Here is a 12,735-nt window from a genome sequence, read left to right on the forward strand (position 1 = left end):
GCTGCAAGAAGTGCTATGTCATCATTGCCCCCCTCCTCTTCGGATGTCTCTCTAAATCCTGATGGCGATCGGCCTGCTGGAGCAATGGCGGCTGAGGCGATGAATTCCGAAAGCAGGGAGACAGAGGTGGATTTTGAGCAGGAATTGCAAGCGATCGAAACCTCCCTCCAGGCGCTCAAAACCCGTCACGCCGAAGTCCAAGCAGCTCAGCAACAGAAAACGCAGCTCTTGGAACAGCGCGATCGGCTCGACTCCCAGTCCTCCACCTTCAAGGCAGAACTCCAGGCGATAGATCGGCAATTGAGCGAATTAGAATTTACCCTAGAAAGCCGTCTCTTTTCCTGGGCGGGGGTGCGGGAGTATTTCTGGCAGGCGGTACGGTTTGGCGGCTTGGGGCTGGTGATTGGCTGGACGTTGGCCTATGGGGTGCTGAAACAACCCGCGCAAACGCCGAATGCACCTTTGGAACGGCAGGAAATCCCCCAATAACGACTCCTAAACCCAGCTAAAAATTAAAAGTGCGAGAATAGAAGGCAAATGAATCTTCAAAAATGATTGTTCCATCATGAAAATGTTCAATCACGGTTGAATATTCAACAAGCGTGTTCAATATAGAGTGTTCAACAAGTTTGCCTTTGCCATGACTAAACGGATTGCTGAAATTCTCCGCAACGGCCAACCGGATCAACGGGTCACGATTCAAGGTTGGGTACGGACTAAACGAGAGCAGAAAACCTTCACGTTTCTAGAAGTGAATGATGGCTCCTCCATGGCAGGGCTGCAAGCGGTGGTCAACGCCGAGCTACCGGACTACGAAGCGACGATGAAACGCATCAATACGGGGGCTTCGGTGGCGATCGCAGGGGTGCTAGTGCCCTCCCAGGGCAAAGGGCAACGGATTGAAATCCAGGCGGAATCCGTCACGGTCTACGGGGAAGCCGATCCGGAGACCTATCCCCTGCAAAAGAAACGCCATTCCTTTGAATTTTTGCGGGACATCGGGCATCTACGATCGCGCACCAATACCCTCGGAGCTGTGTTTCGGGTGCGGAATGCCTGCGCGACCGCTATTCACCAATTTTTCCAAGAGCGGGGTTTCCTGTGGGTGCATACGCCCATTCTGACCGCGAGTGACTGCGAAGGGGCGGGGGAAATGTTTACCGTAACCCGCTTCAACTTGGACAAGCTGCCGGTGCAAAACGGCAAAGTGGACTACAGCCAGGATTTCTTTGGCAAGCCGACCTATTTAACCGTCAGTGGGCAGTTGGAAGCGGAAATCATGGCCATGGCCTTTTCCGATGTTTACACCTTTGGCCCCACGTTCCGCGCGGAAAATTCCAATACCTCCCGGCACTTGGCGGAATTTTGGATGGTAGAGCCGGAAATGGCGTTCTGTGACCTGCAAGGGGATATGGAACTGGCGGAAGCATTTCTCAAACACATCTTCCAGTATGTGATGAACCATTGTCAGGACGATATGGAGTTCTTTAACCAACGGATTGACAACAGTGTTCTCGCCACGGCGGAGAATATTATCAACAACGAATTTGCGCGGGTGACCTATACCGAAGCGATCGACTTGCTCGAAAAGGCCGATCGATCGTTTGAATATCCCGTCAGTTGGGGATTGGATCTGCAATCGGAGCACGAACGGTATTTGGCGGAGGACTTGTTTAAAAAGCCCGTGATCGTGACGAACTATCCCACGGAAATTAAGGCATTCTACATGCGTTTAGATGAAGGGGAAAAAACCGTCTCTGCCATGGATATCCTGGCTCCCAAGATTGGGGAAATCATTGGCGGTTCCCAGCGGGAAGAGCGCCTAGATGTGTTGGAGCGGCGGATTGTGGCCCAGGGCCTAGATCCAGCGACCTATTGGTGGTACCTCGATCTGCGACGGTTTGGCACTGTGCCCCACGCGGGTTTTGGCCTCGGTTTTGAGCGGTTGGTGCAGTTCATGACCGGGATGCAAAACATTCGTGATGTGATTCCCTTCCCGCGCACGCCTTTAAGTGTTGAGTTTTAGGCTGATTGTTAGGTCGCTTGTTAGGTTGATTAGCGTTCGAGATCGATCGGGTGTGATGAGAGTTCCAGACACAGAGCCACACGCCGATCGCCACTTGCCGCTATCATGGGCAGATAGCAATTTTTGTAATGTGAAATTCTATCTGTCCCAATGACTGCATCCATTCCAACCCTCGCCAGCCAATACGAATCCAAAACCACCGAAGCCAAGTGGCAAGCCTTTTGGGAGGAACATGCAGTCTTTCAGGCCGATCCGTCCCAGCCCGGAGAGATGTACTCCGTGGTGATTCCGCCACCTAACGTGACGGGAAGCCTGCACATGGGCCATGCCTTCAACACCGCGTTGATCGATACGATCGTGCGCTACCAGCGGATGTTGGGCAAAAATACCCTCTGTTTGCCGGGAACTGACCACGCCAGCATCGCTGTGCAAACGATCTTAGAAAAGCAACTGAAGGCCGAAGGCAAAACGCGGGATGACCTAGGTCGTGACGCATTCCTAGCCCGTGCTTGGGAGTGGAAAGCTGAATCCGGCGGCACTATTACCAACCAAATGCGGCGACTGGGCTTTTCCGTGGATTGGTCGCGGGAACGCTTCACCCTGGATGAGGGACTCTCGAAGGCTGTGTTGGAAGCCTTTGTCAAACTCTACCAAGAAGGCTTGATCTATCGCGGTAATTACCTGGTCAACTGGTGCCCCGCTAGCCAATCTGCCGTGTCGGACTTGGAAGTGGAGAACCAGGAAGTTAACGGCAACCTCTGGCATTTCCGCTATCCCCTCACCGAAAGCGATGGCTACATTGAAGTCGCCACCACCCGCCCGGAAACGATGCTGGGGGATACTGCTGTGGCCGTCAACCCCAACGACGATCGCTACAAACACCTCATCGGTCAAACGGTACTGCTGCCGCTACAACTGCGGGAAATTCCCATCATTGCCGATGAGTACGTCGATGCGAGCTTTGGGACCGGCTGCGTCAAGATCACCCCGGCCCATGACCCCAACGACTTTGAGATGGGCAAGCGCCACAACCTGCCGTTCATCAACGTCATGAATAAAGACGGCACGATGAATGAGAATGCCGGTGACTTCCAAGGACTCGATCGCTTTGAAGCCCGCAAGCAAGTCGTGGAAGCCATGGAGCGGGAAGGCTGCCTGGTGAAGGTGGAAGATTACAAAACCACGATTCCCTACAGCGATCGGGGTAAGGTGCCCGTGGAGCCGATGATTTCAACCCAGTGGTTCGTCAAAATCGATCCGCTGGCTCAGACGGCCTTGAAAGCGCTGGATGAACAAAATTCACCGGAGTTTGTCCCCGATCGTTGGAAAAAGGTCTACCGCGATTGGCTGACGAGCCTGCGCGATTGGTGTATTTCCCGTCAGTTGTGGTGGGGCCACCAGATTCCCGCATGGTATGCCGTCAGCGAAACCGGCGGCGTGATTACTGACAGTACTCCCTTCTTTGTGGCCTACAGCGAGGCCGAGGCTCGCCAGCAGGCGATCGAGAAATTCGGGGAAGGAGTGCAGTTGGAACAGGATCCGGATGTGTTGGATACCTGGTTCTCGTCGGGTCTCTGGCCGTTTTCCACCCTGGGTTGGCCTAGTCCCGATGCAGAAGATTTCCAGCGCTACTATCCCACCAGCACCCTGGTGACGGGCTTTGACATCATCTTTTTCTGGGTGGCGCGGATGACCCTGATGGCGGGCCACTTCACCGGACAGATGCCGTTTAAGCATGTTTACATCCATGGTCTGGTACGGGACGAAAAAGGCCAGAAGATGTCCAAGTCGAAAAATAACGGCATTGACCCGCTGGTGCTGATTGAGAAATACGGTACCGATGCCCTGCGCTACACCTTAATTAAGGAAGTGACGGGGGCAGGCCAGGACATTCGCTTGGAATACGATCGCAAAACCGATGAGTCTCCCTCGGTGGAGGCCTCCCGCAACTTCACCAACAAGCTGTGGAACGCTTCACGCTTTGTGTTGATGAACCTGGATGGGCAAACGTCGGAGCAATTGGGCGCACCGGATCCCGCTAGTCTGGAACTGAGCGATCGCTGGATTCTCTCCCGCTACAACCAAGTCACCCAAGCGGTGCGGCAATCCCTGGACAACTTCGGGTTAGGGGAAGCAGCTAAGTTGATCTATGAATTTTTCTGGGGTGATTTCTGCGACTGGTACATCGAACTGGTCAAGTCCCGCCTCCAGGGGGAAAAGAATGATTCCCGCAGCGTGGCCCAGCAAACCCTGGCGCTAGTCCTGGAGGGCACCCTGAAGCTACTCCATCCCTTCATGCCTCACATCACCGAGGAAATTTGGCACACCGTTGTCCAGAAAGACCCGGCGACCGGGATCAGTCTGGCGTTGCAAGCCTATCCCACCGTTAACGCGACTTTGATTGATGCGGATTTGGAAGCGCAGTTCGAGTTAATCATTGGGGCGATTCGGACGGTGCGCAACCTGCGGGCTGAGGCAGGGATCAAACCCGGTGAAAAGATCGAAGCCATCCTGCAATCGGAAAGCGATCGGGAACGGAAAATCCTCATTGCTGGTCAGAAGTACATCCGTGACTTGGCCAAGGTCAAGCAATTAACGATCGTAGATCCCCAGGCCGCCCCGGCGATCGCGGCAACGGAAGCCCCCAGCCCAGCACCAGCACCTAGCCCCCCCCCCCAGCCCACCGCTGCCCCCACCGCCCCCACCCTGCGAATCACCAACCGCAAACCCTGGAGCGAAAAGACCTGGCAGGAAAAACTGGAAATCCGAGATGCCGTGGCCACCGTGACCGACTTCCTGGGTCAGCACCGTAAGTTCCTGTTGACGATCGGTTCTTTTGGATTGATTTACTTCACCCTCAGCGTCACCCTTGCCTCTATCCGGACGGTGTATCAGGTACCTTTACTGTCGGATCTTCTGGAAGTGCTGGGACTGGGCTATGCCGTGTTCTATACCAAGGACAACCTGCTGACCCGCGCCGATCGCCAACGCACCTTCGGTAAACTGCGGCAACTCAAGGATGATGTGTTGGGCAATGGTCTACTGTTACCCCAATCGGCGGTGGTGGAGACCGCTCCCGCAGCCCTAGCCCCAGAAGTTGCGCCGGAAGCCGCCCCAGCGACTGAAGCCACTGATCCCGCACCGGAATCCACCGAGCAATCCAGCGATCGGCTAACGTCTGATCGACAAATGTTCGCGGGCGTTGTGGGTACTGTGCAAGTTCTGATCCCCCTAGCGGGCCTCGTAGATATTGCAGCGCTCACTGCCAAACTGGAGAAGGATCTCAAAAAAGTAGAAGCGGAAATTCAGTCCCTTTCCGGGCGCTTGCAGAATCCCAAGTTTGTGGACAAAGCCCCGATCGAGGTGGTGCAGGGGGCAAAAGAGGCCCTCGCAGAGGCGGAGAAGCAAGCAGAACTCCTCAAGGCACGCTTAGCGCTGCTGTAAATTAGCGCTGTTGTAAGTTAGCGCTGCTGTAAGTTAGCGCTGCTGTAAGTTAGCCCTGTTGTAAGTTAGTGCTGCTGTAAGTCAGCGCTGCTTGAAAATCAATCTGTGAGGGGATTTCAGCCACGATCGATGAGGGTTGCTCCGGATCACGTTTCCAGGCAATTCTCATCGATTAAGGCTCCCCGACCAATGCTCTCCGATCGAAGCTTGAGTTCATCTCTTTATCTGGCTGAGAGGCTTCCTTGTCTCTTCTTATCGATGACTGAGGTACCATTGCACTGAGTTCTTAGATTGTGTTCATTCATCCTTATCTAAAAGCTAGCCATGCTGTACCTTGCTCAAGTGGTCATTAGAGACTTGCCAGAAGAGACCTCTGGATTTCAGTTACTCGCTGTGCAGGAGTCAGAAGATGCTTGGGCACTTTTATCTGGCGAAACCTTACTCCCCAGTCCCCAGGCCACCAAGTTTGCACCAAATTTACTGGTTTTAGTAGAAACCTCTGGAAACAAAGAAATTCTGCGAATTTATGACGCCAAGACTTGGGTGTTGGAGTTTGTACAGCGCTATCTCACCTGTGGAATTACCCCCGAGTTTATTGCCCAGGAACGAGAACGGGCAGAACAGTGGCGACAATCTTTAACATTGCAAAGCCAAGAACTCGATCGCCGTGCCTTGGAACTTGAAGCCCGCCGGGAACAAATTCAAGCGTTAGAGGAAGAATTAAAGCGAGAAAAACGCCGCCTAGAGTCGGTTAAAGGTGAATCCCCGCAAGAAGCACCCTCTGGAGACAGCCCTGAATCCTAGTCAAGCATCGGCCCTAGTCCAGCATCTGAGCGATCGCAAAGTGAGCGGGGCTAGCTGTAAAGGGGGCTAGCGAGAAAGACTGCAAAAATGTGCCACCCCGTAGCACCCCCTCCTAGTACACAAAAATCAGCCTTGCACACAAAAATCAACCTTGCACACAAAAATCAACGATCGAACATTACAAAAATTGATCCCTGAAAGTATCCTAAACCCCTTGCAAACGGTCTCACACCGTTTGAAACTATTGGTGGGAGTTGATAGGCAAGTTTTAGAGGTTTCGCGTGAAAAAAGTTTTAGGGATTATTTTAGGTGGCGGTGCTGGCACACGGTTATACCCCCTGACCAAGCAGCGTGCGAAGCCTGCCGTGCCTTTGGCAGGTAAGTATCGGTTGATTGACATCCCCGTTAGTAACTGCATCAACTCAGACATCTACAAGATTTACGTTCTAACGCAATTCAACTCCGCCTCATTAAACCGCCACATTTCTCGAACCTATAATGCTTCGGGTCTGGGAGCGAGTGAGGCATTCGTCGAGGTGCTCGCTGCCAACCAAACTCCGGAAAACCCCAACTGGTTCCAAGGCACAGCGGATGCAGTGCGGCAATACCTCTGGCTGTTCCAGGAGTGGGATGTGGATGAGTATGTCATCCTGTCTGGAGATCATCTCTACCGCATGGACTACCGGGAGTTTGTCCAGCGCCACCGCGAAACCGGGGCCGATATCACCCTCTCAGTGGTGCCCATGGATGAGCGCCGCGCCTCCGAGTTTGGCTTGATGAAAATCGACAACTCCGGTCGCGTGGTTGACTTCTCTGAAAAGCCGAAGGGTGACGCTCTCAAAGCCATGGCTGTTGACACCACGGTGTTGGGGCTCAGTGCAGAGGAGGCCCAAGAGTCCCCCTACATTGCCTCCATGGGGATCTACGTCTTCAAGCGGGATGTGTTGATTAAACTGCTGCGACAAAATCCAGAGTTTACTGACTTCGGGAAAGAAATCATTCCCAATGCAGCCAAGGATCACAATATCCAAGCCTTCCTGTTCAACGACTATTGGGAAGACATTGGAACGATCGAAGCTTTCTACAACTCCAACCTAGCCCTGACCCAACAGCCCCGCCCGCCCTTCAGCTTCTACGACGAAAACGCGCCGATTTACACCCGCCAGCGTTATTTGCCGCCCAGCAAGTTTTTGGATACCCAGGTGACGGAATCCATCATCGGTGAGGGTTGCATCCTGAAAAACTGCCGCATTCATCACTCCGTGGTGGGAGTACGATCGCGGATTGAAGCTGGCTGTGTCATTGAGGACACCATGATCATGGGGGCTGACTACTATCAGTCTTTCAGTGAGCAGTCTCAAGATTGTCATACGGACTACATCCCCGTCGGCATTGGCAAAGATACGATCGTGCGCCGCGCCATTTTGGATAAAAACGTTCACATTGGCTGCAATGTCCAGATTGTGAATAAGGATCGGGTAGAGGAAGCCAACCGGGAAAACCTTGGATTCTACATTCGCAGTGGCATTGTGGTCGTGCTGAAAAATGCCATTATTCCCGATGGCACGATTATCTAGCCTGCTACCTTTCCCAAACGGGGCTTGGATGGCTTGGCCCTAATTCTGATGGTTTGTCCCTAAGAATGGGTTGTGAATGGGCTGTGAATGGGTTGTGGCGATCGGGACTGGATTTTCGACAGCGCCTCTGCGGAGCGTCCCCTGTTAGTGATACTGGTGGGGCTTCCGGGCAGCGGAAAATCGACGATCGCGCAACAATTTGTTGACCAAACGCCTAGCGTCCGGGTTATCTCCACCGATGGGATCCGGGCGCAGCTTTTTGGGGATGAAAGCATTCAAGGCCCCTGGCTGAAAATTTGGCTAGAGATCCGGCAGCAGTTTTTGCAAGCAACGGTGGAGATTCAGCAGGGAGGACGATCCTTTGCTGTGTTTGACGCGACCAACGCAGTACGCAAACACCGTCGCGCCGCGATTGCCTTAGCCCGCAAATGTGGCTTTGTGACGGTGGGGGGACTCTGGGTCGCAACGCCCTTGCCAGTTTGTTTAGACCGAAATCAAGCCCGATCGCGCCAAGTACCCGAAGCCGTGATCGAACGGATGACGCGCCGACTCTACGGTGCGCCTCCACAGTTAGAAGATGGGTTTGATCATCTTTGGGTAGAGAATGGCTTTGGGTAGAGAATGGCTTTGGATAACTGGCTTTCACCCCGGAAATTCACCCCGGAAATTCACCCTGGACAGGCTGCTTGCTGTCCTCCGTAGGCCGTCTTAGACTGGGGTTGGCAAAAGTGGGGTTGATAGGTGGGGTTGACAGATGGAGTTGGCAAAGGCTGGGGCAGTGAACGCCCGATCCGCATCGCCCATTGGTATTCCTCCCTTGATATTCCTGTATTCCTCATCAGTTCAAGTTCAAACTCGCCGTGAATCCAGAGACCCAGGAAATTGTTCTAGCATCCTTCCAAGCTGGCAAACAAGCGTTTGAAAGGGGAGAATATCGTGCCTCGATTCAAGCCTTAGAAAAAGCGCGATCGTTGTGTGATCGTGGCACAGCTTTGCAGGGCAGTGTGCAAATTTGGCTGATTACTGCCTACGAAGCCGCAGGAGAGCGATCGCAGGCGTTGGAGCTCTGTCAGCTGGTAAAGCAGCATCCGGACTATGAAACCCGCAAGCAGGCCAAACGGTTACTCTATATTCTGGAAGCCCCCAAATTGCGCATGAAGTCCGAATGGCTGACGGAAATTCCCGATTTGGAAACGATCGACGGCAATGATGAGCGTAATTGGAGTGCTTCCAAGTTTGTGCCCACCACGCCCAAACCGCCTGCGGAAACCCCCGGCTACCAAATTCCCGAACCTACGGATCCGAGCAAGGTTGAGATGGGAGATGAACGATCGCTTTGGTTAGCGCTAGCGATCGCTCTGGTTGTGGTGAGTAGTTTGCTGTGGCTAGGAGTGCAGTGAGGGGGTTCGAGGGTGGCTGAGGGGTTGGGGTCAGTCAGCTCAATGGGTTAGGTTAGCTAATAGGTTAGGTTAGCCAATAGGTTAGCTTAGCTTAGGTGAGCTAATGGGTTAGGTTAGCTTTAGTTGAGGGAAGCGGCGTATGTTTCGTTCTCCTGCTACCCTATTTCCTATAGATTCCCCTTGAATTACTGCCCGTCGGATAGTCATGGTTTTGCAAATGTCTCGTTTAAAAGCTGCGATCGCACCTCTGTTGCGCCCCTTGCGTCTCCTCAGCACATTGTGTTTAATCGGTTTCTGTCTGACGGGCTGTGTGGACTATCAACTGGGCATTGCCTTTGACAGCCCCAACAAAGGTACGGTGACCCAAACCATTCATCTGGAGGGGTTGGGTACGGCAGCAGCGCAATCATGGCTCAGCCAATTGGAGACCCAAACCCGAAACGTTCGGGGACAAATGAAGCGATTATCCCGCCAGGATGTGGCCATTTCCATTCCGTTTAGTAGTGCCAAGGATCTGGAGCAAAAATTCAACCAATTTTTCACCCCTTTTGCTAACCCTGCGACCACCGCAGACCGTTCTGCACTGCCGGAAATTGTGTCTAACTTGCAGGTGAAGCAAAGCAATTTGTTGTTATTTGAGCGCGATCGCTTGGCATTTGATGTCGATTTGACCGCCTTAAGCTTGCCAGAAACGGGCAGTGAGACCTTACTCAACCCGGAACAAATGTTTGATCTATCGATCGGCGTTACCGGGCCTTGGGGAGCAGGGGGGCAAAAATCAACGCCCATTGCCCAGGGGGGGAAAGCGGGTGCCAAAGGTGCAACCTGGCAATTGCAATCTGGCAAAAAGAATCACATTGAAGCCGTCCTGTGGATGCCGATGCCCTTGGGCTGGGGAACGGTGCTGATTGCGGGATTAGTGGCCGGTGGCATTTACTATCGCAAGCAGCAGATTGGATAACCCCATTGCTGCCGTGCTCATTCGGAGAAGAAATCCACTATGGCCAGTCCTTCCCGCGACTTGCAGCGATTATTATTTTTGGGGTTACTAATCCCGATCGGTGCATTAAACGTATTCATTTTGGGATGGCTGATCAATTACTTCCGCCACCTTGTTACCTTAGTCACCATCTCAGCGATTTTGGCCTTTCTGCTGGACTATCCCGTTCGTTTTTTTGAGCGAATTCGTATCCGGCGAGTGCCCGCTGTGCTGATTGTGCTGTTAATTGCGGTGGCCATCTTCGCGATCGTTGGGTTGACGCTGATTCCGATCGTCGTCAGCCAAATGAGCCAACTCTTCAAGAACATTCCGGATTGGCTCAATGCGAGTCGTCACAATGTGGAAATGCTCGATCTATGGGCCAAAAGTCGCAACTTGCCCATCGACCTGGATGGTGTGAGTCTTCGGTTAAGCAGCCAGATTGAAAATCAGTTGAAGGACTTGGCCCCGCAAGCCCTAGGGCTTGCCCTGGGAACCGTCTCGGGGTTTATTGACACGATTTTAGTGATTGTTCTGGCCTCCTACATGCTGCTGTATGGGGAAGAATTATGGACAGGACTGATGAATTTGCTGCCGCCTAAATTTGCAACTCCCTTTAGTTCTTCTTTGCGGCTAAATTTCCATAATTTTTTTCTCAGTCAGGTCGCCCTCGCCCTGTTTATGGTGGTGACCTTGATTCCCATCTTTTTTGGATTGCAAGTTCCTTTTGCATTGCTGTTTGCGTTGTTGATTGGAATTGCCGAGTTGATTCCATTTATTGGGGCTGCCTTAGGCATTGGGCTAGTGAGTTTATTAGTGCTATTTCAAGATTTCTGGCTGGCTTTCTGGGTCGCTGTTTCAGCCACAATTTTGCAGCAAATTCGCGACAATTTAATTGCACCTAAATTGATGGGAGATTTTACGGGACTCAATCCCATTTGGATCATTATTTCTTTATTAATTGGCTTGCAAGTAGGGGGGCTGCTAGGGGTATTTATTGCAGTCCCGATCGCAGGAACCATTAAATGTACGATCGATGCCCTACTCGGTCTAAATGCACCCACAATTCTTGTAGATCGGCTGCAACCCACAGGAGAGATCGGGCAAGATCTCAATTCCATCGATGAAAGGTCATAAATAAAAGACCCCAAAAAATCAAGGAACAAACAACGAAGGAAGCCCAATCAATGATTCCAGTCCACGGAATGAAGCACAGTCTCTTGATAGGATAGACGGAGCTTTTGACTGGAGCTTTTGACTGGAGCTTTTGAATCCAGCTAGAAGCGCCCTTTCAGCCTTGTATGCTAGTGCAATTGTGACTTTATTACCTTCTCGATCGACCCGACGAAACCTTCTACTGGCGAGTGCTGCCAGTCTGTTCCCCTTGGCTTTCCAGGGTTCAGCCCGTGCTAACCTGACGCCTATGTTGAATCGCAGCAAAAGACCTCCCTATGTAGGTACGACCTTTAGCCAGTTGCAATGCAGCTACATGGGGTTGGATGTTCGGAAAACCTTTCAGGAAATTTGCAAACTTGGCCTCGATCGCATTCGTCTCTGTGCCTATTGGAATGAAATTCAACCCCAGGAAAATCAGTTGAACTTTTCCCAACTCGACTGGTTTCTAGAACAATGCCACGATCGCAACATTGATGTAGTGTTAGCCGTGGGCATGAAAGTTCCCCGCTGGCCGGAGTTCCACTTTCCCCAATGGGTGAGCGATCGCTATGAAACGGGAGCTGGCAATCAACCGCTAGATCAACGGAGTCCCGCCGTAGCAGAATTGGCTCTGAACTTTGTGAATGCGGTGGTGAATCACTGCCGCTATGCCCCTGCCATCAAATACTGGCAAGTGGAAAACGAGCCGTTTACCCAATTGGAAATTGCCGGAGGACGCTTCCTGAGTCCGGAATTTGTCAGTCGAGAAGTAGCCCTAGTACGATCGCGCCTCTGGGGTCAGCAACGCATTTTCCTCACAAACGCCATTCATCTCCCCAGCCCCAAGCGAGAGGAAGATGAACCCGCGTTTCTCAACAGTCTGGTGACGGGAGACGCGATCGGGTTTAACGTCTACACCAAAGTGCCAGCAGGCAATTCGGGAGCCTATTTAGAGCCAACCCCCGAATTTTGGCAGCAGTTGCAACAATGGCAAAATCGCATTCAAGCGTCCAACCGCGAAGCTTGGATTGCAGAAGCCCAGGCAGAACCCTGGGAACCGCAGAAATTGGTTGCCATGGATCAGCCCCACTATCCCAGTGCAACCCCCAACCGGATGCGATCGTTGGTACATACCCTGGCCACCATGAACTACAACACCGTTCTGCTGTGGGGCTGTGAATATTGGTATTGGCAACGGCTGAATAACCGCAATCTTTGGTGGTGGACCGTACAGCAAATTCTCCAGTCGCCGAAAGTTTGACAAGCCCCCACAAACTCAGAACCCATAAAAAACAGAGTCCCCGTCCTTGGAGTACTCTGTTTACAAAAAGAAGGATTAGACAAGACTGG

At 52.4% G+C, this 12,735-nt stretch carries 10 protein-coding genes; all 10 read left to right on the plus strand.

Annotated features, from left to right (window positions below; genetic code table 11):
- The first annotated feature begins 15 nt into the window (after positions 1 to 15).
- The 10 genes from H6G21_RS04480 to H6G21_RS04525 all read left to right on the plus strand — a co-directional run bounded on the left by H6G21_RS04480 (position 16) and on the right by H6G21_RS04525 (position 12,646).
- A complete protein-coding gene (locus tag H6G21_RS04480; protein WP_242041640.1) occupies positions 16 to 489 on the plus strand; it encodes a hypothetical protein in 474 nt (157 codons plus the stop codon).
- A gap of 151 nt (positions 490 to 640) precedes the next feature.
- Positions 641 to 2,026: an asparagine--tRNA ligase gene (gene asnS, locus H6G21_RS04485; RefSeq protein ID WP_190571263.1), complete on the plus strand. Its 1,386-nt coding sequence runs from the start codon at positions 641 to 643 to the stop codon at positions 2,024 to 2,026.
- A gap of 150 nt (positions 2,027 to 2,176) precedes the next feature.
- Positions 2,177 to 5,470, plus strand: a complete 3,294-nt coding sequence (locus tag H6G21_RS04490) for a valine--tRNA ligase (RefSeq protein WP_190570955.1) — start codon at positions 2,177 to 2,179, stop codon at positions 5,468 to 5,470.
- 324 nt (positions 5,471 to 5,794) lie between these two features.
- A complete protein-coding gene (locus tag H6G21_RS04495) occupies positions 5,795 to 6,274 on the plus strand; it encodes a hypothetical protein (protein ID WP_190570957.1) in 480 nt (159 codons plus the stop codon).
- A 281-nt stretch (positions 6,275 to 6,555) separates the two neighbouring features.
- Positions 6,556 to 7,851, plus strand: a complete 1,296-nt coding sequence (locus tag H6G21_RS04500) for a glucose-1-phosphate adenylyltransferase (protein WP_190570959.1) — start codon at positions 6,556 to 6,558, stop codon at positions 7,849 to 7,851.
- An 87-nt stretch (positions 7,852 to 7,938) separates the two neighbouring features.
- Positions 7,939 to 8,469: an AAA family ATPase gene (locus tag H6G21_RS04505; RefSeq protein ID WP_190570962.1), complete on the plus strand. Its 531-nt coding sequence runs from the start codon at positions 7,939 to 7,941 to the stop codon at positions 8,467 to 8,469.
- A gap of 242 nt (positions 8,470 to 8,711) precedes the next feature.
- Entirely contained in the window at positions 8,712 to 9,251 is a 540-nt protein-coding gene (locus H6G21_RS04510; protein WP_190570964.1) for a hypothetical protein, read from the plus strand.
- A gap of 217 nt (positions 9,252 to 9,468) precedes the next feature.
- On the plus strand, positions 9,469 to 10,212 hold the full coding sequence (locus H6G21_RS04515) for a DUF3153 domain-containing protein (protein ID WP_190570966.1): 744 nt from the start codon (positions 9,469 to 9,471) through the stop codon (positions 10,210 to 10,212).
- Positions 10,213 to 10,251: 39 nt separating this feature from the next.
- Positions 10,252 to 11,367 carry an AI-2E family transporter gene (locus H6G21_RS04520; protein WP_190570968.1) on the plus strand — a complete coding sequence of 372 codons (1,116 nt, stop codon included), beginning with the start codon at positions 10,252 to 10,254 and terminating at the stop codon, positions 11,365 to 11,367.
- Between the two features lie 178 nt (positions 11,368 to 11,545).
- A complete protein-coding gene (locus H6G21_RS04525; protein ID WP_190570970.1) occupies positions 11,546 to 12,646 on the plus strand; it encodes a beta-galactosidase in 1,101 nt (366 codons plus the stop codon).
- Positions 12,647 to 12,735: the final 89 nt, after the last annotated feature.

It is taken from the genome of Alkalinema sp. FACHB-956, from assembly GCF_014697025.1.
Classification (GTDB): domain Bacteria; phylum Cyanobacteriota; class Cyanobacteriia; order Leptolyngbyales; family Leptolyngbyaceae; genus Alkalinema.

Coding starts and splice junctions, on each gene's coding strand:
- asnS (WP_190571263.1), top strand. CDS start 641: ATGACTAAACGGATTGCTGAAATTCTCCGCAACGGCCAACCGGATCAA.
- H6G21_RS04520 (WP_190570968.1), top strand. CDS start 10,252: ATGGCCAGTCCTTCCCGCGACTTGCAGCGATTATTATTTTTGGGGTTA.
- H6G21_RS04515 (WP_190570966.1), top strand. CDS start 9,469: ATGTCTCGTTTAAAAGCTGCGATCGCACCTCTGTTGCGCCCCTTGCGT.
- H6G21_RS04480 (WP_242041640.1), top strand. CDS start 16: ATGTCATCATTGCCCCCCTCCTCTTCGGATGTCTCTCTAAATCCTGAT.
- H6G21_RS04505 (WP_190570962.1), top strand. CDS start 7,939: ATGGGTTGTGGCGATCGGGACTGGATTTTCGACAGCGCCTCTGCGGAG.
- H6G21_RS04490 (WP_190570955.1), top strand. CDS start 2,177: ATGACTGCATCCATTCCAACCCTCGCCAGCCAATACGAATCCAAAACC.
- H6G21_RS04495 (WP_190570957.1), top strand. CDS start 5,795: ATGCTGTACCTTGCTCAAGTGGTCATTAGAGACTTGCCAGAAGAGACC.